The organism is Streptomyces sp. IMTB 2501, assembly GCF_001953885.1.
Classification (GTDB): domain Bacteria; phylum Actinomycetota; class Actinomycetes; order Streptomycetales; family Streptomycetaceae; genus Streptomyces.
In genome coordinates this window covers 20,821-45,582 of the sequence record NZ_MQUS01000036.1, presented here as the reverse complement: position 1 = coordinate 45,582, position 24,762 = coordinate 20,821, and the positions used below count along the sequence as shown (strand labels likewise).

22 protein-coding genes and 1 pseudogene are annotated in these 24,762 nt (G+C 72.0%); 16 read left to right on the top strand and 7 right to left on the bottom strand.

Annotated elements, in window-relative coordinates; genetic code table 11:
• Positions 1-4 precede the first annotated feature (4 nt).
• The 3 genes from AV521_RS39460 (at position 5) to AV521_RS39450 (ending at position 2,675) form a co-directional block, all read left to right on the top strand.
• Positions 5-364 carry a DUF6204 family protein gene (locus AV521_RS39460; protein WP_076095879.1) on the top strand — a complete coding sequence of 120 codons (360 nt, stop codon included), beginning with the start codon at positions 5-7 and terminating at the stop codon, positions 362-364.
• Positions 365-459: 95 nt separating this feature from the next.
• Positions 460-903: a MarR family winged helix-turn-helix transcriptional regulator gene (locus AV521_RS39455; RefSeq protein ID WP_076095876.1), complete on the top strand. Its 444-nt coding sequence runs from the start codon at positions 460-462 to the stop codon at positions 901-903.
• 317 nt (positions 904-1,220) lie between these two features.
• Complete coding sequence (locus AV521_RS39450; RefSeq protein WP_256725870.1) at positions 1,221-2,675, top strand: hypothetical protein; 1,455 nt, start codon at positions 1,221-1,223, stop codon at positions 2,673-2,675.
• Positions 2,676-2,730: 55 nt separating this feature from the next.
• On the opposite strand, the gene AV521_RS39445 is transcribed toward AV521_RS39450, so the two are convergent.
• Positions 2,731-3,162, bottom strand: coding sequence for a MazG nucleotide pyrophosphohydrolase domain-containing protein (locus AV521_RS39445; RefSeq protein ID WP_076095871.1), 432 nt, complete (start codon positions 3,160-3,162; stop codon positions 2,731-2,733).
• Between the two features lie 106 nt (positions 3,163-3,268).
• On the opposite strand from AV521_RS39445, the gene AV521_RS39440 reads away from it, so the two are divergent.
• Positions 3,269-4,267, top strand: coding sequence for a TAXI family TRAP transporter solute-binding subunit (locus AV521_RS39440; RefSeq protein ID WP_076095869.1), 999 nt, complete (start codon positions 3,269-3,271; stop codon positions 4,265-4,267).
• Between the two features lie 59 nt (positions 4,268-4,326).
• Here the strand turns inward: AV521_RS39440 and AV521_RS39435 are convergent, their stop codons facing one another.
• Both AV521_RS39435 and AV521_RS39430 read right to left on the bottom strand, forming a co-directional pair.
• On the bottom strand, positions 4,327-5,730 hold the full coding sequence (locus AV521_RS39435) for a HAMP domain-containing sensor histidine kinase (protein WP_076095866.1): 1,404 nt from the start codon (positions 5,728-5,730) through the stop codon (positions 4,327-4,329).
• Between the two features lie 9 nt (positions 5,731-5,739).
• Positions 5,740-6,426 carry a response regulator transcription factor gene (locus AV521_RS39430; RefSeq protein WP_076095864.1) on the bottom strand — a complete coding sequence of 229 codons (687 nt, stop codon included), beginning with the start codon at positions 6,424-6,426 and terminating at the stop codon, positions 5,740-5,742.
• Between the two features lie 291 nt (positions 6,427-6,717).
• Between AV521_RS39430 and AV521_RS39425 the strand changes: the two genes are divergently transcribed.
• From AV521_RS39425 to AV521_RS39395, 8 genes are all read left to right on the top strand, one after another.
• A complete protein-coding gene (locus tag AV521_RS39425) occupies positions 6,718-7,494 on the top strand; it encodes an amino acid ABC transporter ATP-binding protein (RefSeq protein WP_076095862.1) in 777 nt (258 codons plus the stop codon).
• Between the two features lie 101 nt (positions 7,495-7,595).
• Positions 7,596-8,432: a glutamate ABC transporter substrate-binding protein gene (locus AV521_RS39420; protein WP_076095861.1), complete on the top strand. Its 837-nt coding sequence runs from the start codon at positions 7,596-7,598 to the stop codon at positions 8,430-8,432.
• Positions 8,433-8,510: 78 nt separating this feature from the next.
• Positions 8,511-9,176 carry an amino acid ABC transporter permease gene (locus tag AV521_RS39415; protein ID WP_076095859.1) on the top strand — a complete coding sequence of 222 codons (666 nt, stop codon included), beginning with the start codon at positions 8,511-8,513 and terminating at the stop codon, positions 9,174-9,176.
• The gene (locus AV521_RS39410) at positions 9,173-10,138 is read left to right on the top strand and encodes an amino acid ABC transporter permease (RefSeq protein ID WP_076095858.1); all 966 of its coding nucleotides are present in this window, start codon (positions 9,173-9,175) and stop codon (positions 10,136-10,138) included. The genes AV521_RS39415 and AV521_RS39410 overlap by 4 nt, the downstream gene beginning before the upstream one ends.
• A 176-nt stretch (positions 10,139-10,314) precedes the next feature.
• The gene (locus AV521_RS39405) at positions 10,315-11,919 is read left to right on the top strand and encodes an FAD-dependent monooxygenase (RefSeq protein WP_076095856.1); all 1,605 of its coding nucleotides are present in this window, start codon (positions 10,315-10,317) and stop codon (positions 11,917-11,919) included.
• A 77-nt stretch (positions 11,920-11,996) separates the two neighbouring features.
• A complete protein-coding gene (locus AV521_RS53025; RefSeq protein WP_313960178.1) occupies positions 11,997-12,083 on the top strand; it encodes a putative leader peptide in 87 nt (28 codons plus the stop codon).
• Positions 12,084-12,152: 69 nt separating this feature from the next.
• On the top strand, positions 12,153-12,686 hold the full coding sequence (locus AV521_RS39400) for a cysteine dioxygenase (RefSeq protein ID WP_076095935.1): 534 nt from the start codon (positions 12,153-12,155) through the stop codon (positions 12,684-12,686).
• Positions 12,687-12,835: 149 nt separating this feature from the next.
• Positions 12,836-13,246, top strand: coding sequence for a rhodanese-like domain-containing protein (locus AV521_RS39395; RefSeq protein WP_076095933.1), 411 nt, complete (start codon positions 12,836-12,838; stop codon positions 13,244-13,246).
• A 212-nt stretch (positions 13,247-13,458) separates the two neighbouring features.
• On the opposite strand, the gene recX is transcribed toward AV521_RS39395, so the two are convergent.
• Both recX and recA read right to left on the bottom strand, forming a co-directional pair.
• Positions 13,459-14,388 carry a recombination regulator RecX gene (recX, locus tag AV521_RS39390; RefSeq protein WP_076095854.1) on the bottom strand — a complete coding sequence of 310 codons (930 nt, stop codon included), beginning with the start codon at positions 14,386-14,388 and terminating at the stop codon, positions 13,459-13,461.
• 3 nt (positions 14,389-14,391) lie between these two features.
• The gene (recA, locus tag AV521_RS39385; RefSeq protein ID WP_076095852.1) at positions 14,392-15,519 is read right to left on the bottom strand and encodes a recombinase RecA; all 1,128 of its coding nucleotides are present in this window, start codon (positions 15,517-15,519) and stop codon (positions 14,392-14,394) included.
• 283 nt (positions 15,520-15,802) lie between these two features.
• Between recA and AV521_RS39380 the strand changes: the two genes are divergently transcribed.
• Positions 15,803-16,720: an aminoglycoside phosphotransferase family protein gene (locus tag AV521_RS39380; RefSeq protein WP_076095850.1), complete on the top strand. Its 918-nt coding sequence runs from the start codon at positions 15,803-15,805 to the stop codon at positions 16,718-16,720.
• Between the two features lie 108 nt (positions 16,721-16,828).
• The gene (locus AV521_RS39375) at positions 16,829-17,572 is read left to right on the top strand and encodes a hypothetical protein (protein ID WP_076095848.1); all 744 of its coding nucleotides are present in this window, start codon (positions 16,829-16,831) and stop codon (positions 17,570-17,572) included.
• An 88-nt stretch (positions 17,573-17,660) separates the two neighbouring features.
• Here the strand turns inward: AV521_RS39375 and AV521_RS47120 are convergent.
• Positions 17,661-18,047: pseudogene (locus AV521_RS47120) on the bottom strand (AI-2E family transporter); the annotation flags it as partial.
• 113 nt (positions 18,048-18,160) lie between these two features.
• A complete protein-coding gene (locus tag AV521_RS39370; protein ID WP_076095846.1) occupies positions 18,161-18,355 on the bottom strand; it encodes a DUF3046 domain-containing protein in 195 nt (64 codons plus the stop codon).
• Between the two features lie 79 nt (positions 18,356-18,434).
• Here AV521_RS39370 and AV521_RS39365 point away from each other — a divergent pair, with 79 nt between their 5' ends.
• Positions 18,435-19,379: a hypothetical protein gene (locus tag AV521_RS39365; protein WP_076095843.1), complete on the top strand. Its 945-nt coding sequence runs from the start codon at positions 18,435-18,437 to the stop codon at positions 19,377-19,379.
• A 234-nt stretch (positions 19,380-19,613) separates the two neighbouring features.
• Positions 19,614-24,665, top strand: coding sequence for an ATP-dependent helicase (locus AV521_RS39360; protein ID WP_076095841.1), 5,052 nt, complete (start codon positions 19,614-19,616; stop codon positions 24,663-24,665).
• The last annotated feature ends 97 nt before the right edge of the window (positions 24,666-24,762 follow it).

The window sequence follows — 24,762 nt, the reverse complement described above, 5'->3', positions numbered from 1 at the left end:
CGCAATGAGTACTCGCACTTTCCGTATCACCGTCCGCGGCGCCTTCGACGGCCTCACCGACGCCCAGCGGGCCGCGCTGCTGGCCGAGGCCGCCGAACACGACGTGCTGCGCTCCGCGTTCACGCCCGAGGGCACCCTCACCTACGACATCGCCGCCCGGCCGGCCTTCGTGTTCCGTTTCTCCGACACCGGTGAGGAAGAGGAGGACATCCTGGAGGCGACCGAGCGGGCCGAAGCGGCGGCACAGGCCTGGCTCGCCGAGCGCGGCTACGGCTTCAAGAACCTCCGCTCCACCGCCGAGGACCTCTCCCGGGCGCCGCTGGGCAAGCGGCAGCGACGCGCGGCACGCTCCATCGGCTCATGAAGCGAGGCGTTCCGACAGCCCATGAACTTGAGCACTCAAGGAGAAAGCAATGAATGACCACGTGCTACGCGCCAGGGCAGGAGTGAGCGGCGGCGATGAGTGACACCCTGGACGCGGCACTGCGGCTGGTACGGGCCCAGGCCGCGCTCGTACGACGCTTCGACTCCCGGCTGAGCGGTCTGCACGGCGTCAGCCTCGCCGACTTCACCCTGCTGCTCCGGCTGGGTGAGGCGCCCGGCGGCCGGATGCGCCGGGTGGACCTCGCCGAGGTACTGAGCCTGACGGCGTCCGGGGTCACCCGCGGGCTGGCTCCGCTGGAGCGGATCGGGCTGGTGACCCGTGAAGCGGATGCCCGGGACGCCCGCGTGGCGTACGCGTCCCTGACCGCGACGGGCAGACAGCGGCTCAAGGAGATGCGCGCCACGGCCGAGGAGACCGCCGCCGAGGTCTTCGCCGCACCGGCGTGGAACGCCGGGGACACCGGGCTGCTGTCGACTCTGCTGGCCCGCCTCGGCGGCACCGGCCTTGCCGGTCGCTGAGCCCGCAGCGGGACAACGGCTCCTCCCTTCTCCGGTCCCCTCCTCTTTTCCCGTGCGCCGGCCGTCGCCCCCACCCAGGCGACGGCCGGCCCTCAACACCCGTCCCGCACAGGCAGTTTCAGCCTCACGCCGACCTGAACTCGGCGTGGCGCAGCTCACGTTGAGATGTGGCCGGATTGTGAGGGAACCATGCACGGGGGCGTGGCATGCTCATGGATCACATCGAGTTACCGGCCGGTACTACCTTCAAGTAGCCCGTGCGCCCGGTACCTCTCTGCCACCCCCCACCTCACACGGGACCGACCATGCACAGACGCATGCGGCACAGACGTGCCCTGCTGCCCGCCTTCGCCGTTGCCTCCCTCTTCCTCGCCGCGGCCTGTTCCTCGTCCGCACCGCACGCCGAACCGCCGGCGAGCGCCGGGCACGGCCGGCACGTCGAGGTCGCCGACCGGCCCGCCGACGACACGGACCACTCGCTCGCCGTCGCCGCCGCTCCCGCCGGCACCTCGACCGCGACGGCGGGACCGGCCGGTTCCGGGCAGCGGGCACACCGCACGGCTCTCGCCGTCAGCGCGTACGACAGCCACACCCGGCGGGCCGTCCTCTCCGACAAGCCCGCCCGCCAAGGGAGTTCCTCCGCCTCCCCGACGACCCCTCACTCCCCCTCCCCCACCCCCACCGGCACCCCGCACCGCGCCGCCGTCGGCGATGTGATCGCCAGCGCTCCCGCGCCCGGGGCTCCGCACGGGCTGCTCGCCAAGGTCACCAAGGTGATCGGCGAGACGGACGGCGGCACCGCGGTGCAGACGGAACCGGCCACGCTCAACGCGCTGCTCGGCGACGACACGGCGAAGGGCGCCGTGCCGGTCGACCCGTCGTCCTTCGCCGTCGACAAGCTGCTGCCCGATGTGAAGGTGTCCTGGGCGAAGGCCGGTGACGTGCACGCGGGCCCGAAGGGTGCGACGGTGCCGCTCGGCAGCCTGCGGCTCGATATGAGCGCCGGTATCCCGACGGCCCAGGGCTCCCCGGCCTCGGCCTCCGCGTCGGTGCACGGGTTCGTCCAGGTCGCCCCGCGGGTCGACTTCGCCTACGGCGGCACCGGCAGCGACGCGCCGCCCGGCTCCGCCTACCTCGGTGTGTCCGGTGACTGGACCTCCGGCTGGGCGGTCGAGGGCCGGGCCGCCGCGGCCACCGGCACACCGCTGCGGATCCCGTTCGCCAAACTGCACGCCGACCCCGTCCTGCAGGTCGGCCCCGTCCCCGTCGTCGTCAACCTCGACCTGACCGCCTATGTCCAGATCAGCGGCGACGGGCGGGTCACCGTCGATGTCGAGCAGCACCTGAAGGGCGGCTTCAAGGCGGGCGGCACCTTCGGCCTGACGAAGGGCTGGACCCCGGTCAGCTCCGCAAACATGACCAGCACACCCGTGCGCGCCTCTGTCGCCGCTGCCGGGAACCTCAAGACGGCGCTCGGCGCCGAGGCCTCGGTCGGCCTCTACGGCACCGTGGGCGTCAGCGCCGACCTGGCTCCGTATCTGCGCGGCGAGGCCTCCGGCACGGTCACCGCCTCCTCCGACGCCGGGGCGAAGAGCAAGGCCGCCGAGGCGAAGACCGGGGGCGCCTGGGGTGTGTACGGCGGGGTCGACCTGTCCGGGACCCTGCGGCTCCAGCTGTCCGTCTTCGGCACACCGATCGTCCAGCGGAGCATCCCGCTCGGCACCCTGAACCGCGAGTGGAAACTCGCGGGCGGCACCCTCCTGGCAGGCTAGGCACGCCGGACAGGCACCCGGCTCCGAGGCAGCGCGGGCTCCAACCGCAGCGCGCCTAGGCGCTCGGCTCCGAGGCAGCGCGCTGGGCCGCCGCCGGTATCCAGCCCTGGCCGCGCAGCACGGACGACACATCCGGTGCGCGGTAGTGCTCCCCCTTCAGGACCTTGCCGTCGGCCCGGCGGGCGACCTGCCCGTCCGGGCCGAGCTTGCTCATGTTGGCCCGGTGGATCTCGGCGATCACCTGATCGAGGTCGATGCCGTGGACCAGCGCCGTGCCGTACGCCACGTAGACCACGTCCGCCAGTTCGTGCGCGAGCTTGTCCAGCGGGCCGTCGACCGCGACCTCGGCGACCTCCGCGGCCTCCTCGGCGAGCAGTTCCCCACGATGCGCGGCCAGTTCGGGGGCCACCTCCGTCGGCGTACTGCGGGCGTCGAGGCCGAAGGCGCGGTGGAACTCTCGGACGAGGTGGGCGGGTGAAGTGCTCATGCGTCGACTCTAACGGCGCCCACTGACAGCGCCCGCGGTCCGCTTCTCCGTCCCGGAGGGACCCCCGCCCTGGTCAGCGCCGCGCCCGGCCTGGCAGGATCGCCGCATGTCCAAGGTGTTCCCCCGGATCAGCAGACGCCGGGCGTTGCCAACCGCGGCCGCCGGTGCCGTGGTGCTCGGGCTGCTGCTGTGGTGGCTGCTGCCGCTGGGCGAGAAGCCGCCGAGCGGGACGATCGTCTTCAGTACGGGCACTCCCCGAGGGGTGTACCAGGAGTACGGCGAGCGGCTGCGCGCCGAGTTCGCCAAGGACATGCCCGACTTGAAGGTGAAGCTCCTCAACAGTGCCGGTTCGCAGGAGAACGTGCAGCGGGTGGCGACCGGCAAGGCCGACTTCACCATCGCGGCGGCGGACGCGGTGGAGGCGTACGAACTGGCGCACGGCAGCGGCGCCGAGCGGCTGCGCGGGGTGGCCCGGCTCTACGACGACTACGTGCATCTCGTCGTGCGCAGCGACTCGGACATCCGGAGCATCGCGGACCTGCGGCACAAGCGGGTGGCGACCGGGTTGCCCCACTCCGGGGTGCGGCTGATCGCCGACCGGGTGCTCAAGGCCGCCGGCATCGACCCGCGCAAGGACATCACCGCGGTCGCGGACGGCATCGACACCGGGCCCGACCGGCTGGCGCAGCACAAGATCGACGCCTTCTTCTGGTCGGGCGGCCTGCCCACCAGGGGACTGCTCACGCTGGCGAAGAAGTCCGCCTTCAAGTTCGTGCCGATCGAGAGCGACCTCGTCAGCAAGCTGCACAGCGAGGGCCAGGAGGCGCGCTACTACCGGGCCACCAACATCCCCGAGTCGGCCTACCCGGCCGTACAGCAGGGCAGCGAGGTCCCGACCATCGCCGTGTCCAACCTCCTGATGACCCGTACGGACGTGGACCCCCGGCTGACCGAATGGGTGACCCGCACGGTCATCAAGAGCCGCGACGGCATCGGCGCCCACGTCCACTCCGCCCAGCTCGTCGACCTGCGCACCGCCATCTACACCGACCCCCTCCCGCTTCAGGAGGGCGCCCGCCGCTACTACCGCTCGATGAAGCCGTAGCGGGGCGGACGAGAGCCCATGGCTCATAGCCCATGGCTCGCAGCCCATGGAACCGGGCCTCAGCGCTCCCCCTGCCGGGGCACCGTCACCGTCACCCGCAAGCCACCCGGCTCATGGTGGGCGTAGGTGATCGAGCCGCCGCCTGCCGTGAGCAGTGCACGGACGATGGACAGGCCGAGGCCGGAGCCCTTGATGTTCTGGTGGCGGCCGCTGCGCCAGAAGCGGTCGCCCACGCGCGCTAGTTCCTCGTCGGTGAGGCCTGGTCCGGTGTCGGTGACGACGACGGCGGAGGTGTCGCCGTCGACGGCCACGGTGACCGCCACCGTGCCGCCCTCGGGGGTGAACTTCACGGCGTTGTCGATCAGCGCGTCCAGGGCGCTGGACAGGGTGATCGGGTCCGCCCAGGCGGTCATGGGCGGGCAGTCCCCGGTCAGCCGGACGCCCTTGGCCTCGGCGGCCGGAGACCAGGCGGCGACCCGCTCCCCGGCGAGCGCGCCGATGTCGGTCAGGCTCAGGTCCGCCTCGGCGTGCTCGGCCAGCGCCAGGTCGAGCAGGTCGTCCAGAACCTGCGCGAGGCGCTTGCCCTCGGTGCGGACCGAGGCGATCTCCTCATTGTCCTCCGGGAGTTCGAGGGCGAGCAGTTCGATGCGCAGCAGCAGCGCCGAGAGCGGGTTGCGCAGCTGGTGCGAGGCGTCCGCGACGAAGGCGCGCTGCTGCTCCAGCACGTCCTCGACGTTGTCCGCCATCTCGTTGAACGACCGGGCCAGCCGTCTGAGTTCCGGCGGCCCGCCGGCGGCCGCGACGCGGGACTTCAGGCGTCCGGTGGCGATGTCGTGCGTGGTGGCGTCCAGGACCCGTACCGGTCTGAGCACCCAGCCGGTCAGCCGCAGCGCCGCGCCGACGGCCAGCAGCATCGCCGCGATCTCCCCGGCCCCGATCAGCAGCCAGCCGCGCAGGGTCCGTGAACGCATCTGCCCGGTGGGCGAGTCGGTGACCACGACCGCCACGACGTCCCCGTCCCGGATCACCGGCGAAGCGACGATCAGCCGGCTGCGCTGCCAGGGCCACACCTGTTTCGGGTCGTGGCTGCGCCGGCTGAGCAGTGCCTCCTCGAAGGCGTCCCGCACCTCCCCCGTCTGCGGTACGACCCAGTCGCCGGGCGCATTGGCCATCGCGGAGTCGTTGCGGTAGAAGACGCCCGCGCGGATGCCGTAGACCCCGTAGTAGCTGTCCAGTTCGCTGCGCAGGGCCTCCAGGCGCTCGTCGGTGCTGGTGCGGCGGGACCCGCTGGGCCCGTCGGTGACGAACTGGGCGAGCGCCGCGAAGCGGGCCGTGTCGTCGATGCGGTCGACGACGACCTTCTGCTGCTGGGCGGCGGCCAGGCTGACGGCGAGCGGGATCCCGAGTGCGAGGAGGACGGCCGCCATCAGGACGATGAGCAGCGGCAGCAGACGTGCGCGCACCCGTCCCCGCTAGACGGCCGGGGCGACGAGGCGGTAGCCGACGCCGCGTACGGTCTCGATCAGCGCGGGCATGCGCAGTTTGGCGCGCAGGGAGGCGACATGCACCTCCAGGGTGCGGCCGGTCCCCTCCCAACTGGTGCGCCAGACCTCGCTGATGATCTGTTCCCGCCGGAAGACCACACCGGGGCGCTGCGCGAGCAGGGCGAGCAGATCGAACTCCTTGCGGGTCAGTTGGATTATCGAACCATCCACGGTGACCTGCCGTGTGGGCAGTTCGATGCGCACGGGGCCGAGCAGCAGGGAGCTGTCACCACCGGGCCCCGTGTCCTCGTGGGCGGTGCGCCGGCTGACGGCGTGTATACGGGCGAGCAGTTCCCCGGTGTCGTACGGCTTCACCACGTAGTCGTCGGCGCCGAGGTTGAGCCCGTGGATGCGGGAGCGGACGTCGGAGCGGGCGGTGACCATGATGACCGGGGTGCTGGTGCGTTTGCGGATCTTGCCGCAGACCTCGTATCCGTCCTGGTCGGGCAGGCCGAGGTCGAGGAGGACGACGCCGAATCCGGCGCCCTCGGGGACGAGGGCCTGGAGGGCCTCCTCGCCGCTACGCGCGTGTGTGACCTCGAATCCGTGCCGGGCGAGTACGGCGGACAGAGCCGCGGCGACGTGGTTGTCGTCCTCGACGAGCAGCAGTCTCATCCCGGCCCCCTCCGGTTCAGCGGTCGTACGGTCTTGGTTCTCGCGCGTCGTGCGGCTCGGACGCGCGCGTGCACCATGGCAGTCACGCCGATGGACAAGGACGACGTCAAGTGCGTTCCGGTTGCCCGCCGCTTCCGTTATCCGGCCGATACGCACAGGCACGGCAAGTGCTACGACACGTGTCCGATCGCTATCGGATCGTGATGCTCAGATCTCCCTCAGATGTGATGACGCAGGTCACAGCCGCTCATTACTGTCCTCCGAAACCGAGGAGGACGGAGCCTGAGAGCGATGACCAATGTATCGGTGGCCAAGGAAGACGAGGCCGCGTCCGACGAACTGGTCGTCCTGAAGAGCGTCAACAAGCACTTCGGCGCGTTGCACGTTCTCCAGGACATCGACCTGACGATCGCCCGCGGCGAGGTCGTCGTGGTCATCGGGCCCTCCGGGTCCGGAAAGTCGACCCTGTGCCGCACCATCAACCGCCTGGAGACGATCGACTCGGGCACGATCACGATCGACGGAATGCCGCTGCCCCAGGAGGGCAAGGAGCTGGCCCGCCTGCGGGCGGACGTCGGGATGGTCTTCCAGTCCTTCAACCTGTTCGCGCACAAGACCGTGCTCGAGAACGTGATGCTGGGGCAGCTCAAGGTTCGCAAGGCGGAGAAGACGCAGGCCGAGGAGAAGGCCCGGTCCCTGCTCGACCGGGTCGGCGTGGGCACCCAGGCCGACAAGTACCCCGCCCAGCTGTCCGGCGGCCAGCAGCAGCGCGTCGCCATCGCGCGGGCACTGGCGATGGGCCCGAAGGTCATGCTCTTCGACGAGCCGACCTCCGCCCTCGACCCCGAGATGATCAACGAGGTCCTCGAGGTCATGCAGCAGCTCGCCCGTGAGGGCATGACGATGGTCGTCGTCACCCATGAGATGGGTTTCGCACGATCGGCCGCCAACCGGGTCGTCTTCATGGCCGACGGCCGGATCGTCGAAGAGGCCGCGCCCGACCAGTTCTTCAGCAACCCGCGCAGCGACCGGGCCAAGGACTTCCTGTCCAAGATCCTGCACCACTGACGGTGCGGCGCGTGGGCGGCCAGGATCGCCAGTCCTGCTACGGGCTCGATCAGCCGTCCCGCCACGGACCTCGTTTCTCACCACCCAAAGGAATGTTCACCATGAAGCTCCGCAAGGTCACCGCCGCCTCGGCCGTCGTGGTCGCCCTCGCCGTGTCCGTCACCGCCTGCGGCGGCGGCAAGAAGAACGGCAGCGGTTCCTCCGGTGGCGGCAAGACGATCGCCATCGGCATCAAGTTCGACCAGCCCGGCCTCGGCCAGAAGACCCCGCAGGGCTACTCGGGCTTCGACGTCGACGTGGCCACCTATGTCGCCAAGAAGCTCGGCTACAGCGCCGACCAGATCGAGTGGAAGGAGTCGAAGAGCGCCGACCGCGAGACCATGCTGCAGCGTGGTGACGTCGACTTCATCGCCGCCACCTACTCGATCACCCCGAAGCGCGAGCAGAAGGTCGACTTCGCCGGTCCGTACCTGCTGGCCCACCAGGACGTGCTGCTGCGGGCGGACGACACGAAGATCAAGGCGCCTGCGGACCTGAACGGCAAGAACCTGTGTTCGGTGGCCGGCTCGACCTCGGCGCAGAACCTCAAGGCCAAGCTGGCTCCCAAGGCGAACCTCCAGACGTACCCGACCTACTCGGCCTGCATGTCGGGCCTGCAGAGCGGCGCCATCGAGGCCCTCACCACCGACGACTCGATCCTCGCCGGTTACGCCTCCCAGGCCCAGTTCAAGGGCAAGTTCAAGCTGGGCGGCTTCAAGATGACGAACGAGAACTACGGCATCGGCGTCAAGAAGGGCAGCGCTCTCAAGGCCAAGATCAACAAGGCTCTTGAGGACATGGTCTCCGACGGTTCCTGGGAGGCGGCCGTGAAGAAGAACTTCGGCCCGGCCGACTACAAGAACGAGCCCGCCCCGAAGATCGGCGACATCAAGAGCTGAGGCAACGCCCGGCCGGTGCGCCGCTCCTGACGGCGGTGGCGCACCGGGGCATCCCTACACGCGGAAGCGCGGGAGATCGTGTTCGACTTTCTTGACAAGTACGACGTACTGGGCGCCTTCTGGACGACGGTGCAGCTCACGCTGCTGTCGGCCGTGGGCTCCCTGGTCTGGGGCACCCTGCTGGCCGCCATGCGGGTGGGCCCGGTACCGCTCATGCGCGGTTTCGGCGCCGCCTACGTGAACATCGTGCGGAACATCCCGCTCACGGTGATCATCCTGTTCTCCTCGCTCGGCCTCAACCAGACGCTGGGCATCAGCCTCGGTGCGCACGGCTTCGACACGATCAACTTCCGGCTGGCCGTGCTCGGTCTGGTCGTCTACACGTCGGCCTTCGTGTGCGAGGCGATCCGCTCCGGCATCAACACGGTGCCGGTCGGCCAGGCGGAGGCGGCCCGGGCCATCGGTCTGAGCTTCACCCAGGTGCTGGGCCTGGTCGTACTGCCGCAGGCCTTCCGCGCGGCCGTCGGCCCGCTGACCAACGTGCTGATCGCGTTGACGAAGAACACTACGGTGGCCGCCGCGATCGGCGTGGCGGAGGCTGCCTTCCTGATGAAGAAGATGATCGAGAACGAAGCCCAGCTGCTGGCGATCTCCGCGGTCATCGCCTTCGGGTTCGTCTGCCTGACCCTGCCGACCGGCGTGATCCTCGGCTGGGTGGGCAAGAAGGTGGCGGTGAAGCGATGACTTCGGTCCTGTACGACGCCCAGGGCCCGCGCGCCAAGCGGCGCAACGTCCTGTACACGGCCCTCTCCCTGGTCGCCCTCGCGGCCGTCGTGTGGTGGGTGTACAAAGCCCTCGACGACAAGGGGCAGCTTTCCTGGTCTCTGTGGCAGCCCTTCTTCAGCGGCACCGAGGCGTACTCGACGTACATCTGGCCCGGTCTGGAGAACACCCTCGAAGCGGCTGCGCTGGCGATGGTCATCGCGCTTCCGCTGGGTGCCGTCCTCGGTATAGCGCGGCTCTCGGACCACGTGTGGGTGCGCGTCCCCGTCGCGATCGTGGTCGAGTTCTTCCGAGCGATCCCCGTCCTGGTCCTGATGATCTTCGGGCTCGCGCTCTTCGCTCAGTACACCGATGTCAGTTCGGACGACCGTCCGTTCTACGCGGTCGTCACCGGTCTGGTGCTGTACAACGCGTCGGTGCTCGCCGAGATCGTCCGCGCGGGCATCCTCACTCTGCCGAGGGGCCAGTCCGAGGCGGCTCTGGCGATCGGCCTGCGCAAAGGCCAGATGATGCGGCTCGTCCTGCTGCCGCAGGCGGTCACCGCCATGCTCCCGGCCATCGTCAGCCAGCTGGTGGTCATCGTGAAGGACACCGCTCTCGGCGGCGCGGTCCTCACCTTCCCCGAACTGCTGGCCTCGGCCAACACCATGGCCGGCTACTACGGCAACATCATCGCCTCTCTCACCGTCGTGGCCGTGATCTACCTGATCATCAACTACTCCCTGACCTCGTTCGCCAGCTGGCTGGAGCGCCGGCAGCGGCGGGGCAAGAAGTCGACCGGCGCGGTGCTCGGAGCCCAGGACGTGGCGGACATCGCGGGTACGGCGGCGACCGGCGCCGGGGGTGCCGGCGGCGGCCTGGACCTCAGCGGTGGCTTCGCCGGCGGTTCGCACGGTGGGCACGGCGGCGGCCACGGGAACTGACGACGGCTCAAACAGCTTGACCCATCCGGGGGCAGTGGCATGATCGCCACTGCCCCCGGTCACTTGACGCAAACTCTGCCAATGGGTTGCATACGTTCTGTGATCGTGCACCCGGCTTCACCTTCCTGTTCACCCACCGCCGTCGAGGTATCGCCGCGGACAGGGGGCACCGCGCCGTGGACCCGGTGATCGTCGTCGGAGCGGGGCCCGTCGGGCTCACGCTCGCCCTGGCGCTGGCCCGCCAGGAGGTGCCGTGCGTCGTCCTGGACGAGGGCCCCGGCAAGGACGAACCCCGCCCGGCGCGCACCGTCGTGCTGCGCCAGGACACGGCCGCCCTGCTGGAGCGGCTGACCGGGACGGCGCTCGCCGAGCACGGTGTGCGCTCGGCCGGATGGCGCTCCCTGCGGCGCAAGCAGGTGTCGAGCGAGATCACCTTCGACGCGTCGGACCCCGCCGCCCCCCTGCACATCGCCCAGCATGTGCTCACGGGCGCCCTGCGTGCGGCCCTCGCCGACGAACCCCTGGTCAAGACGGCTGTGGACAACCGCCTGGACGCGATCGAGCAGGAGCGTTCCGGCATCACCGCGCACACCCGCGGCTCGAACGGCACCTGGTGGCGTGGCAGTTACCTGGTCGGCTGCGACGGACCACGCTCCACCGTGCGCAAACTCCAGGACATCCGCTTCCCGGGCCGTACGGCCGTGGAGCGGCACGCGGTCGCCGCACTGCGCGCGGAACTTCCGTGGGAGGGCCGGACGTTGCTCCATCGGATGCCGCCGTGGCGGCAGTCCGGGCCCTCGGCCGGGGAGGTGACCGCCCGCCCCCTCCCGGACGGCGTGTGGCGCCTGGACTGGCTGCTGCCACCGGGCAAGGACCTGGTCACGCCCGAGACCCTGGTGGCCCGGATCCGCGAGACCCTCGCGGGCTGGACGGACCGCGCCACACCGGCGTACGAGCTGCTCGACACCGGTGTCCACATGGTGCACCACCGCCTGGCCCGCCGGTGGCGCGCCGGCCGGGTCTTCCTCGCCGGGGACGCGGCCCATCTGCTCGGCGCGCTCGGCGCCCAGGGGCTGGACGAGGGCCTCCGGGACGTCGACAACCTCGCCTGGAAGCTCGCCGCGGCCTGGCACCACGGCCCGCACGAGGCCTTGCTGGACAGCTACCAGGCCGAGCGGCGCGCGGTGATCGCCGCCCGGCTGCGCGCCGCCGACCAGGTGCTGCCGGCGCTGCGCGGTGCCGGCGGGCTGCGCCAGATCGTCCCGGGCGCAGCGCGAGGGCACGACGCGCTGCTCACGGACGGTCACCTGGGACGCGGGGCGCTGGGCGCGCCGCAGGTGTACGCCGACTCCCCGCTGGCGCCCCGGCAGCTGGAGGGCGAGATCCCGGTCGACACCCCGCGCGGCGCGCTGGTCACCGACGTACGGGTCACCGCGGAGGATGGTTCCTTCGTCCAACTGCGCGACCGGTTCGGGCGTGGCGCCCTGCTCGTCGTCCTGATCGCGCCGGGCACGGGCGTGTGGGACCGCAAGCACTGGATGTCCGCCGGGATCATGCCCCGGCTCGCGGCGGCCGTGACGGCGCTGCCGTACCCCGCCGAACTGCTGGTCGCCGAGAGCTACCCGGGTGCGCCGGCGCACAGTGTGCTGCTCGTACGCCCCGACGGTCACCTGGTCACCGTGCTGAACGGGGTCCGTCCGGCCGATCTGTACGCGGCTGCGGAGGCGACGGTGGGCGGCGCGACGAAGGAGGAGGCACAGGCCGTCTCCGGCGCACGCTGACCCAGAAGCCCGTCACCCTCTGTCCACATGGTGACAGTGAGTTGACCGACGTGCACGCGCATGCTGTACTCCGGACCATGACCGACACCTGTGTGCGCCTGTGGCGGAGGGTCCACATGGACCTCGTCCGCTACGCGGGCTGCGTGTGTCGCCCGTCCTGCTGAATTCGCATCTCTCTTCCTTCCGGGCGCCGTCGTGCGCCCGTTCCGCGAACGCTCCTCAGGACGGTGTACGTGTCTGTCTCCCCTGCCCCCGTGTCCCCTGCCGTCGGCTCGGCGCCCACCCAGGCGGACCTCCTCGACTTCGTACGGCGTACGGCCGCAGACGCCGAGCTGATCGCCTCCCTGCCGCTCGACCCCGAGGGCCGCACCTGGGTGCGGCTTGAGGGGCCGGGTGGCAGCGAGGCGTGGCTGATCGGCTGGCCGCCCGGCACCGGCACCGGCTGGCACGACCACGCCGACTCGGTCGGCGCGTTCCTCACGGCTTCCGGCGCGCTCAAGGAGTACTCGCTGGCCGCCCGGCTGCCGACCGACGGCTGGAAGACCCTGGAACTCGCCGATGACGTGGACCGCGTACGCCGGCTGCCCGCCGGCGAGGGCCGTGCCTTCGGCCGCCACCATGTCCACGAGGTCCTCAACGACTCCCGCGACGAGCATGCGATCTCCGTACACGCCTACTACCCGCCCCTGCCACGCATCCGTCGCTACAGCCGCACCGGCCACGTCCTCCGCCTGGAGCAGGTCGAACGCCCGGAGGACTGGCAGTGAGCGGCACGGACAAGACCCCGAGGGGTGGGGCTGTGGTGACGGCCAACGGCGCGGAGAAGAGACGGCCGGGCAGCGCCGTGGCTACGGCGAACGACACGGAGAGGGCACCGGTGGACGGCGCCCCGGCGACGGCGAACGGCGCGGTAAAGGTGGCGGGCGGGAGTGAACGGCCCGTCGGCATAGACGAGTTGCTGGAACGAGTACGCGCGGGCTACCGGCGCGTCGAGGCACGGGAGGCGCACGAGGCGGTGCGGACCGGTGCGGCGCTGCTGGTGGACATCCGGTACGCGGCCCTGCGCGAGCGGGACGGAGTGATCCCCGGCGCCCTCGTCATCGAGCGCAACGAACTGGAGTGGCGCCTCGACCCCCAGGGCAGCCACCGCGTCCCCGAAGCCACCGGCCACGACCTGCGCGTCGTGGTGTTCTGCAACGAGGGCTACGCCTCCAGCCTCGCCGCCGCTTCCCTCCACCAACTGGGCCTCCGCCGGGCAACAGACCTGGTGGGCGGCTTCCAGGCATGGCGGGCCGAGGGACTGCCGGTGGAGCCGGTGCGGTCCTGAACCGTACCGGAGGCCGCAGGCGCTACGACGGCCCGTGCTGACCGGATGGGGTCAACGCCTCGGCGACGACGGTGAGTTCGGGCACGACGAGGCCACGGCGGGGACGTGGGCGAGTCGGGTGCACAGCCCTTCGGGCCGTTGTGAGCCCGGCGCCCACGCTCCGCCTCCGCCCAGCGAGCACCTGCCCCGAGAACTCGTAGGTCCCCCTCTCCTCAGAAGTCCCCTTCCCCGAGCAACTCCGTGTCCTCGCCCTCTTCCTCCAGGGCCTGGCGTACGACGCGGAGGGCCATGCCCTCGGGGTAGCCCTTGCGGGCGAGCATGCCGGCGAGGCGACGGAGCCGCTTGTCGCGGTCGAGGCCACGGGTGGCGCGCAGTTTGCGGGCCACGAGTTCGCGGGCCGTTGCCTCTTCCTGTTCGGAGTCGAGCTGGGAGACGGCCTCGTCGATCAGCGCCGAGTCGACGCCCTTCGTGCGCAGTTCCTGGGCGAGTGCCCGGCGCGCGAGGCCCCGGCCATGGTGCCGGGACTCCACCCAGGCGTCCGCGAACGCGCTGTCGTCGATCAACCTGACCTCCTCGAACCGCGACAGCACCTCCTCGGCCACGTCCTCGGGGATCTCCCGCTTGCGCAGGGCGTCCGCGAGTTGCTTGCGGGTGCGCGGGGTCCCGGTGAGCAGGCGCAGACAGATCGCCCGTGCCCGCTCAGCCGGGTCCCCTGAAGACTCCCCCCGCTCGGCCCTCGACGAGGGAGGGGTGCCTTCGTCCTCACCGGGCGCGTCCCCGAAGCCGCGCCGCCGGCCACGCCCCCGGCCGCCCCGTGGGCCGACGCCACCGCCGGAACCGTGGCCTGAACCACCGCCTGAACGGCGGCCCGAGCCACGGCCGGGCGAGCCACCCGCGTACGGCCCGTCGCCCATGTCGCCTGGGTCGCCCGTACCGCCCGCGTGGGCTCCGTCGTCGTCCGCGTGTCCCGCTGTTCCGCGGTAGTCCTCGTGCCCGCCGTAACGCTTGTAGCCGTCGCAGCCGTCGTCCCGGTATCCGTCGTCACCGTCCGGGGCGGAGTCCGGATAGCCCCCGGTGCCCCTCCCCCGTGGGGCACCGGGGGTGGCGTACTCGTACTCGGCCCAGTCGGTTCGTCGTGTCACGGGTCAGCCCTTGGCTGTGGCGGCCTTGGGCTTGGTGGCCTTGGCGGCTGCCGGGGCGGGCGCCGTCTTGGTGTCGTCGGCGGCCGTGGCGGTGACCGCGGCGTCCGCGCCGGGCTCGGCCGCGGGCTCCTCCGGCCGGACACCGACGCCCAGCTTCTCCTTGATCTTCTTCTCGATCTCGTTGGCCAGGTCGGGGTTGTCCTTGAGGAAGTTGCGCGCGTTCTCCTTGCCCTGGCCGAGCTGGTCGCCCTCGTACGTGTACCAGGCGCCGGCCTTGCGGACGAAGCCGTGCTCCACGCCCATGTCGATCAGACCGCCCTCGCGGCTGATGCCCTGGCCGTAGAGGATGTCGAACTCGGCCTGCTTGAAGGGCGGGGCGACCTTGTTCTTGACGACCTTGCAGCGGGTGCGGTTGCCGACCGCCTCCGTGCCGTCCTTGAGGGTCTCGATGCGGCGGATGTCGATGCGCACCGAGGCGTAGAACTTCAGTGCCCGGCCGCCGGTCGTGGTCTCCGGGGAGCCGAACATCACGCCGATCTTCTCGCGGAGCTGGTTGATGAAGATCGCGGTGGTCTTGGACTGGTTCAGCGCGCTGGTGATCTTCCGCAGGGCCTGGCTCATCAGCCGGGCCTGCAGACCCACATGGCTGTCGCCCATCTCGCCCTCGATCTCCGCGCGCGGGACGAGAGCGGCGACGGAGTCGATGACAATGAGGTCGAGCGCACCGGAGCGGACCAGCATGTCCACGATCTCCAGCGCCTGCTCGCCGTTGTCCGGCTGGGAGAGGATCAGGTTGTCGATGTCGACGCCGAGCTTGCGCGCGTACTCGGGGTCGAGGGCGTGCTCCGCGTCCACGAAGGCGACCTGGCCGCCGGCCTTCTGCGCGTTCGCCACCGCGTGCAGGGTCAGGGTCGTCTTACCGGACGATTCCGGGCCGTAGATCTCCACGACACGGCCGCGCGGCAGGCCACCGACACCGAGGGCGACGTCGAGTGCGGTCGACCCGGTCGGGATGACTTCGATGGGCTCCTTCGACCGCTCGCCCATGCGCATGACCGCGCCCTTGCCGAATTGCCGTTCAATCTGCGCGAGCGCGGCGTCGAGCGCCTTCTCGCGGTCGGTTCCTGCCATGGGTTCCACCCGGTTTGCTTGAGTCGATCGCTTCACGTCAAAGACGCTAACCCCTGCCACTGACAATGCGCCCCGACGCAGGCCCAGCCTGTGGATAACCGAGGGACTTCGTCCCGCAAAACGGGATGAAATCGGCTGCCTGACGCCTCGCCTGAGCCTCCATGAGAATGGATGTTCGATTTTCGTGTCAAGCGCACCGCACCGCACCGGAAGCCAGGGTTCGGCGGCGGCCGCGGGCCGGAAAACGGCCCGGCCGGCCGCCCCCCACCTATCGTCGCTCCGCATGACCCACACCGAGACCGGGATCACCGCGGAGTTCGTCCGGGACCTGCTGCGCGACCAGCACCCCGATCTGGCCGATCGGCCGTTGCGGCTCGGCGCGCGCGGCTGGGACAACCAGCTCTGGCGGCTCGGTGACGACCTGGCCGTCCGGCTGGCCTGGGCGACGCGGTCCGCGGACGTGCTGCTGCGCAAGGAGTACACCTGGCTGCCCGCCCTCGCCCCGCGCCTCCCCCTGCCGGTCCCGGTCCCGCAGCGCCTCGGCGAGCCCTCCGAGCGGTTCCCGCGCCCCTGGATCGTCACCACGTGGGTGCCGGGCTCGCCCGCCGACCGAGCCCCCGCCACCAGGGCCACGGAGGCGGCCGACGCCCTGGCCGCCTTCCTGACGGCCCTTCACCGACCCGCTCCGGACACGGCGCCCGCCGGCCTGGGCCGCGGCGGGCCGCCGGCCGACCGTGCCGAGCAGTTCGCCGAACACCTCGCCTCGGCCACCGAGCTGGGGCTGATCCCCGCCCCCGGCGCCGTCCGCGCGGTCTGGGAGGACGCCGTCGCCGCGCCCGTCTGGGCGGGTCCGGCCCTGTGGCTCCACGGCGACCTGCATCCGGCCAACGTCCTCACCGCGGACGGCACTTTCTGCGGCGTGATCGACTTCGGCGACCTCTGCACGGGCGATCCGGCCTGTGACCTCGCCGCCGCCTGGGTGCTCCTGCCGGACGGGGCCGCCGACCGCTTCCACGCCGCCTACCGGCCCGCCCCGGACCCCGCGACCCTGCGCCGTGCCCGCGGCTGGGCGGTGCTGCAGGCCCTCAGCGGCCTCCTCATCGGACAGGCCGGCATCCACGGCCGTCCGGGCGGCAAGCCCACCTGGGGCCCACCCGCCCGGGCAGCGCTACGACGTCTCATCGCATCGGCCCGCCGCTGATTACACCCACCGTTCTTCAGCACCCGGCACCGCTACTTCCGACGGCGTACGGCGGGTGCCTTCGGCCGGACGACGACCGCAGGGGCTGCTCCCCAGGAGCCTTGGCCCATGAAGAATCCGCGGGCCGTCGACCGCCTCTGTCATGCGACGGGGCTGTTTCTCATCCTGTCCGGTCTCGTGCATCTGGTGGTGTTCGCGGTCGACGGCGGCCCCTGGTACGGCCCCGTCTCCTGGCGCAAGCCCATCACCTTCGGGCTCTCCTTCGGGCTGACGCTGATCGCGATCACCTGGGTCACGTCGTATCTACGCGTCAGCCCGCGGCCGCGCTCGGTCCTGCTGCTCGTCTTCGCCGCCGACTGTGTGGTGGAGGTCGGCGGGATCACCCTGCAGGCGTGGCGCCGGGTGCCCTCGCATCTGAACATGGAGACCCCCTTCGACACGTCGGTGTCCATGACTCTCGCCGTGGGCGGTGGTGTCCTGGTGGCCCTGCTCACGGTCTTCGCCATCACGTCCTTCCGGCACCGGCCGGCAGGCCCGGTCGGCATGCCGCTCGCGGTCCGCTCCGGGTTCGCGATCCTGCTGGTGGCGCTGGCTTCCGGGGCGGCGATGATCGCGCGTGGGGTCGTGCTCACGAGGACCGGCCATCAGGAGGCCGCCTACCACTCGACGGCCCCGCTCAAGCCCCTGCACGGCGTGAGCCTGCACGCCGTACTCGTCCTGCCCGCACTGGCCTGGCTGCTGTCCCGCTCACCCTGGAGCGAACGGACCCGCCGGCGGATCGTGGCAACAGCGGTCGGCTGTTACGCGGTGGCCGTCGCCGGCACGGGGGTGTGGGCGATGCTGACGTACTGAAGACAGCCAAGCCAGGACCGAGGCGACACCCGCCTGCCACGCCCCCGACCCGACCGGCACGGGCCTACGCCGACCCCTCCGGCTCGGGCTACGGCTCCCGCGCCGGCCTGCGTATGCGCGCCTGCACCCCGGCGGCGCCCGGCCCCCGGCCGCGGTGCCCGTGCACCCTGGGGTCGTCCGTGACGGCGTACCGCTTCACATGCGCCCCCAGGAAGGCCTGAGGGGTGGCCACCACCGGGACCGACGACCGAACCGAAGGCGACCGCGGGGTGGATGTCGCCCGACTTGGAACGCCATCAGCATCGGCAGCGTGCCGGCAAGGTACGTGCCGATGGTCGGGATGAACTGCGAGACCAGGCCCACCCAGACACCGAGCACGGGCGCGTACGGCACCGTCGGCGGCGAAGTAGAACGAGAACAGCGCGACCGTCAGCAGCTGGCACAGCCCGCCGAACACCTGCGCGGAGACCCCGAGGGACACCACCGACACCGGTGCCCACCTGCGATCTTCGTGACCGATCGGTGCCGTACGGCCGGCCTCTTCACGGACGATCGGGGCGTATCGGGTGACTCTCTCCCACCAGCGGCTCAGCGCCGCTCGCCCGGCACCTCCATGACCGTACAGACCACGCGCCACACGTCCTTCGCGTCCCAGCCGGCGTCCAGCGCCTGGCGCACCGTGCGTCCGCCCAGCTCCGACATGACGTGATCGCGCGCGAAGGTGTCGGCGTACCCCGGACCGAAGTGTTCCGCCATCCGCTGCCAGAAGACCGTCAACCGCATGACTCCAGTATCCCGCCCCTGGGGGTGGGCCCGGCCTGGAGCCCTTGCCGAGACCGCTTTCCGTCCTACGGTCTGACGCATGTCCGAAACAGGAGTCTCCCCACTCCCCTCCACGCCCCCGGCACGCTCTCCGCTCTTCCGCGCCGAGCAGTTCGTGTGGCTCAACGCGCGCGTGCTGGAGCAGCGCCTCTTCGCATACCGTTTCCTGCACGGCACCCCGGACGCGGTGGAAGCGGCACTGGACGCCTTCCGCAACGAGGACGGCGGGTACGGGTACGGGCTGGAGCCCGATCTCCGCGGGCCCGTGAGCCAGCCCCTGCACACCGCGCACGCGCTTCGCGTCCTGGACACCATCGGGCGCTGCGGCGGGCAGCGGGTCGAGCGGGTGTGCCGCTATCTGACGTCGGTCTCCACCGCGGACGGCGCCCTGCCGGCGATCCATCCCAGCCAGCGCGGGTATCCGACGGCGCCGTTCGTCCCGGTCGTCGACGATCCTCCCAGCGAGTTGCTCGCCACCGGGCCGGTTGTCGGGCTACTGCACCGCAACGAGGTATGGCACGCCTGGCTGTTCCGGGCCACCGACTTCTGCTGGCAGGCCGTGGAGTCCCTGGACAAGTCGCACCCGTACGAGGTGGAGGCCGCCGTGGCCTTCCTGGACTCCGCTCCCGACCGCTCACGCGCGGAGGCCGCCGCGGACCGGCTCGGCCGCACGGTGCGGGAGCAACGGCTCGCGGTCCTGGACCCGGACCGGCTCGACGCGTATCCGGTCGCCTCCGGCTATGCCCCGGGCGAGCACCACTTCCCGCACGACTTCGCCAGGAGTCCGGAGTCACTCGCGCGCGCGTGGTTCACGGACGACGAGATGGCCCGCTCCCTGGACCACCTGGCCGCCGAGCAGCAGGACGACGGCGGCTGGCCCATCCGCCGGCACCACTGGTCCCCGGCCCCCGCACTGGAAGCGCGCCCCCTGGTGACGATCGAGGCACTACAGACCCTCCGGTCCTACGGCCGCTTCGTGGGCTGAGCCGGACGGCCGCGCCGGTGGCGCGGCACCCTCCGACGGCCCGTACGACCGCCGTCACCACCACGGCCGCCTCCACGACCAGCACGGGCCGACGCCCGGCAGGACGGGCAGCGGGCCGACAGGACGGGCAGCGGGCCGACGCCCGACGACACCGCCAGGCCCGCGCCCGCTCCTCGCCGAACGGCGTTTGCCCAGGTCAGCGTGATTGTCAGTGGTCGGGTGCAGGATGGACGCATGGTCAGCTCCGCACACCGGGCCCTCGATGGCTTCTCACCCGCGACCCGCGGCTGGTTCACGGGGGCGTTCTCCGCGCCCACCGCGGCCCAGGCCGGCGCGTGGCAGGCCATCGGCGCGGGCTCGGACGTGCTGGTGGTGGCCCCGACCGGCTCGGGCAAGACGCTGGCCGCGTTCCTCGCCGCCCTGGACCAGCTGGCCTCGGCCCCGCCCCCGGCCGACCCGAGGAAACGCTGCCGGGTGTTGTACGTGTCCCCGCTCAAGGCCCTCGCGGTCGACGTCGAGCGGAATCTGCGCAGCCCGCTGACCGGCATCCGCCAGGAGTCGGTGCGCCTGGGCCTGCCCGAGCCCGAGGTCAGGGTCGGCATCCGCTCCGGCGACACCCCGGCAGCCGAGCGGCGCGCCCTGTCCACCCGCCCGCCGGACATCCTGATCACCACCCCCGAGTCGCTGTTCCTGATGCTGACCTCGGCCACGCGCGACGCGCTGACGGGCGTGGAGACGGTGATCCTGGACGAGGTGCACGCGGTCGCGGGCACCAAGCGGGGCGCCCATCTCGCGCTCTCCCTGGAGCGGCTCGACGAGCTGCTGCCGAAGCCGGCCCGCCGGATCGGCCTGTCGGCCACCGTCCGCCCGGTGGACGAGGTGGCCCGGTATCTCTCGCCGCGCCGCAAGGTCGAGATCGTCCAGCCGGAGTCGGGCAAGGAGTTCGACCTGTCCGTCGTCGTCCCGGTCGAGGACATGGGCGAGCTGGGCGGCTCCCCGGCGGCGGACGCTGCCGAGGGCGCGGAGCGGCCGTCGATCTGGCCGCATGTGGAGGAGCGGATCGCCGACCTGGTCCAGGCCCACCGCTCGACCATCGTGTTCGCCAACTCGCGGCGCCTGGCCGAGCGCCTGTGCAACCGGCTCAATGAGATCGCGTACGAGCGGGCGACCGGCGAGACGCTGGAGGAGCATCACTCCCCGGCCCAGCTGATGGGCGGCTCGGGCGCGGCCCAGGGCGCACCCCCGGTGATCGCCCGCGCGCACCACGGCTCGGTCTCCAAGGAGCAGCGTGCCCTGGTCGAGGAGGACCTGAAGGCGGGCCGGCTGCCCGCCGTGGTCGCCACGTCCAGCCTGGAGCTGGGCATCGACATGGGCGCCGTCGACCTGGTCGTGCAGGTCGAGTCCCCGCCGTCCGTCGCCTCCGGGCTCCAGCGCGTCGGCCGCGCGGGACACCAGGTGGGTGCCGTCTCCACCGGCGTGGTCTTCCCCAAGTACCGGGGCGACCTGGTCCAGGCGGCCGTGGTCACCGAGCGGATGCGCTCGGGCTCGATCGAGTCCCTGAAGGTCCCCGCGAACCCGCTGGACGTGCTGGCGCAGCAGCTGGTCGCCATGACGGCGCTGGACACCTGGCAGTTCGACGACCTGCTCGCCGCGGTCCGCCGCGCGGCGCCCTTCGCCTCACTGCCCGAGTCGGCGTTCACGGCGACCCTCGACATGCTCGCCGGCCGGTATCCGTCCGACGCGTTCGCGGAGCTGCGCCCGCGCGTGGTGTGGGACCGCGTGACCGGCGAGATCACCGGCCGGCCGGGCGCCCAGCGCCTCGCTGTCACCTCGGGCGGCACGATTCCCGACCGCGGTCTGTTCGGGGTCTTCCTCGCCGGTTCCGACCCCAAGAAGGGCGGCGGCCGAGTCGGCGAGCTGGACGAGGAGATGGTCTACGAGTCCCGGGTGGGTGACGTCTTCACGCTGGGTACGAGTTCCTGGCGCATCGAGGACATCACCCGCGACCGCGTCCTGGTCTCCCCCGCGCCCGGCGTGCCGGGCAGGCTGCCGTTCTGGAAGGGCGACCAGCTGGGGCGCCCGCTCGAACTGGGCCGCGCGGTGGGCGCGTTCCTGCGCGAGGTCGGCTCGCTGCCCAAGGACACCGCCCGGCCGCGTCTGCTGGCGGCGGGCCTGGACGCCTGGGCGGCGGACAACGTGCTGTCGTACCTGGACGAGCAGCGCGAGGCCTGCGGCCACGTCCCGGACGACCGCACGATCGTCGTGGAGCGCTTCCGCGACGAGCTGGGCGACTGGCGGGTCGTCGTCCACTCCCCCTTCGGCGCCCAGGTCCACGCCCCCTGGGCTCTCGCCCTCGGCGCCCGGCTGTCCGAGCGGTACGGCATGGACGCGCAGGTCATGCACGCCGACGACGGCATCGTGCTGCGCCTGCCCGACGCCGACCTGATGGGCCTTGACCTGCTCGACCAGGAACCGACGAAGGCCGGCACGGAGTACGACAGCGAGCAGGCCCCCGTCGGCGCGGCGGACGTCGCCTTCGACAAGGGCGAGGTCGACCAGATCGTCACCGACCAGGTCGGCGGCTCGGCCCTGTTCGCCTCCCGGTTCCGCGAGTGCGCCGCCCGTGCGCTGCTGCTGCCGCGCCGCAACCCCGGCAAGCGCACCCCGCTGTGGCAGCAGCGCCAGCGAGCGGCCCAACTGCTCCAGGTGGCAAGCGAGTTCGGCTCGTTCCCGATCGTGCTGGAGGCGGTCCGCGAATGCCTCCAGGACGTCTTCGACGTCCCCGGGCTCGTCGAGCTGATGGGCGACATCGAGTCCCGCAGGGTGCGCCTGGTCGAGGTCACCACCCCGGAGCCGTCCCCGTTCGCCCGCTCGCTCCTGTTCGGGTACGTCGCCCAGTTCCTGTACGAGGGCGACTCCCCGCTCGCCGAGCGCCGTGCCGCCGCGCTGTCCCTGGACTCCCGGCTGCTGGCCGAGCTGCTGGGCCAGGCGGAGCTGCGCGAGCTGCTCGACGCCGAGGTGCTGACCGAGCTGGAGCGCGATCTGCAGTGGCTCACCGAGGACCGGCGGGTCAAGGACGTGGAGGGCGCGGCCGATGTGCTCCGGCTGCTCGGCCCCCTGACCGACGCCGAGCTGGTCGCGCGGGGCGCGGATCCGCAGTGGGCGCGCGAGCTGGCCGGGGCCCGCCGGGCGATCAAGGTCCGGATCGCCGGAGCCGACCACTGGGCGGCGATCGAGGACGCGGGCCGGCTGCGCGACGCGCTCGGCACGGCCCTGCCGGTCGGCGTGCCCGAGGCCTTCACCGAGCCGGTGAAGGACCCTCTGGGTGACCTCCTCGCCCGTTACGCCCGTACGCACGGCCCGTTCACGTCGGCCACGGCGGCCGCCCGCTTCGGGCTGGGCGTGGCGGTCACCGAGGGCGCCCTGCAGCGGCTCGCCGCGAGCGGCCGGGTCGTCCAGGGCGAGTTCCACCCGGCGGGCATCGGCCAGGAGTGGTGCGACGCGGCCGTACTGCGCCGTCTGCGCCGCCGCTCCCTGGCGGCCCTGCGCCATGAGCTGGAGCCCGTGCCGCCGGCCGCGTTCGCCCAGTTCCTGCCCCAGTGGCAGCACATCGGCAAGGGACACGGTCTGCGCGGCATCGACGGACTGGTGCGCGCCGTCGAGCAGTTGCAGGGCGCCTCCGTGCCGGCCTCCGCGCTGGAGAAGCTGGTCCTGCCCTCCCGCGTGGCGAACTACACGCCGTCGATGCTCGACGAGCTGACCTCCGCCGGCGAGGTGGTGTGGGCCGGTGCGGGCGCGCTGCCCGGCAAGGACGGCTGGGTCTCCCTCTATCTGGCGGACGCGGCCCCCCTGTTGCTCCCGCCGCCCCACCCCCTGGAGCTGACCGCGCTCCACCAGTCCGTCCTGGACACGCTCTGCGGCGGCTACGGCCTGTTCTTCCGCCAGATCGCCGACCAGGTCCGTGCCACCACGCACCCCGACGTCACCGACCCCCAACTGGCCGACGCGCTCTGGGACCTGGCCTGGTCGGGCCGGCTCACCAACGACACCCTCGCCCCGATGCGCTCGCTGCTGGGATCCGGTCGTACGGCGGGTTCCACGGCCCACCGTGCCAAGCGCGCCGTCCCGCGCGGGCGCTACGGCTCCCTGACGGCGGCGGCCCGCACCGCGTCCCGTACGGGCCCGCCGACGGTCGCCGGCCGCTGGTCCCTGCTCCCCCCGGCCGAACCGGACGCCACCGTGCACGCCCACGCACTGGCCCGCACCCTCCTGGACCGGCACGGCGTGGTCACTCGCGGGGCGGTCGCGGCGGAGGGGATCGAGGGCGGCTTCTCAGCGGTGTACCGGGTGCTGTCCGCGTTCGAGGAGAGCGGTCAGGCGCGGCGCGGCTATGTGGTCGAGGGCCTGGGCGCGGCCCAGTTCGCCATGGACGGTGCGGTGGACCGGCTCCGCGCGGTGGCCAATGCCCGCGAACGCGGCGAGAGCCTGACCGCCCCGGCCCGCCCGGACGGCTTCCCCGCCCCGGGCTTCCCACCCGGCTCCACGGAATCGGCCTTCCCACCCGGTTTCACCGACGCGGCCTTCCCGAACGGTTTCAGCGATGCGGCCTTCCCGGACGGCTTCGGCGCGTCCGACGGCGCACCGCACGACCACGCACTCCCCGGCGCCCTCGACGGAAGCGACGGCGGATTGGCGCACCCCGGCCTCGACGGAGACTTCACCTGGCCCCCGGCGGACCCCCCGCCCGCCCCCGGCGACTACATCTCGCCCCGCGACCTCGCCGCCCCCTTCGCCTCCCCCGGCTACGGAGGCCCCCGAGGAGGCGGCACCGGCGGCTACGGCGCACCGGCGCACCGCGGATACGCCAGCGGTCGTACGGGCACGTCCGCGCCCGACCCCCGTGCCGTGGTCCTCGCCGCGGCCGACCCCGCCAACGCCTACGGCGCGGCCCTCTCCTGGCCCGAGCCACCGACCGGTGCCGGGCACAAGCCGGGCCGTAAGGCGGGCTCGCTGGTCGTCCTGGTGGAGGGCGAACTGACGCTGTACATGGAGCGCGGCGGCAAGACCCTGCTGGCCTGGCCCGTCACCGCCGACACCGAGGCCCCGGACGATCCCCGTCTCCGTACGGCCGCCGAGGCCTTGGCCGCAGCCGCCCGCGCGGGCTCCCTCGGCACGGTCACGGTCGAGCGGATCAACGGCGCCCAGGCCCTGACCTCGCCCATAGGCGCCCTCCTGGAAGCCGCGGGTTTCGTGGCCACACCACGCGGCCTGCGCCTGAGAGCGTGACGCTCCGCCAGGAGTGCCGCGCCGTTGGGAGTGCCGGGGTCTGCCGTATACCGTCCGCAGCACCATCGTGGCTGGTCGCGCAGTTCTCCGCGCCCCT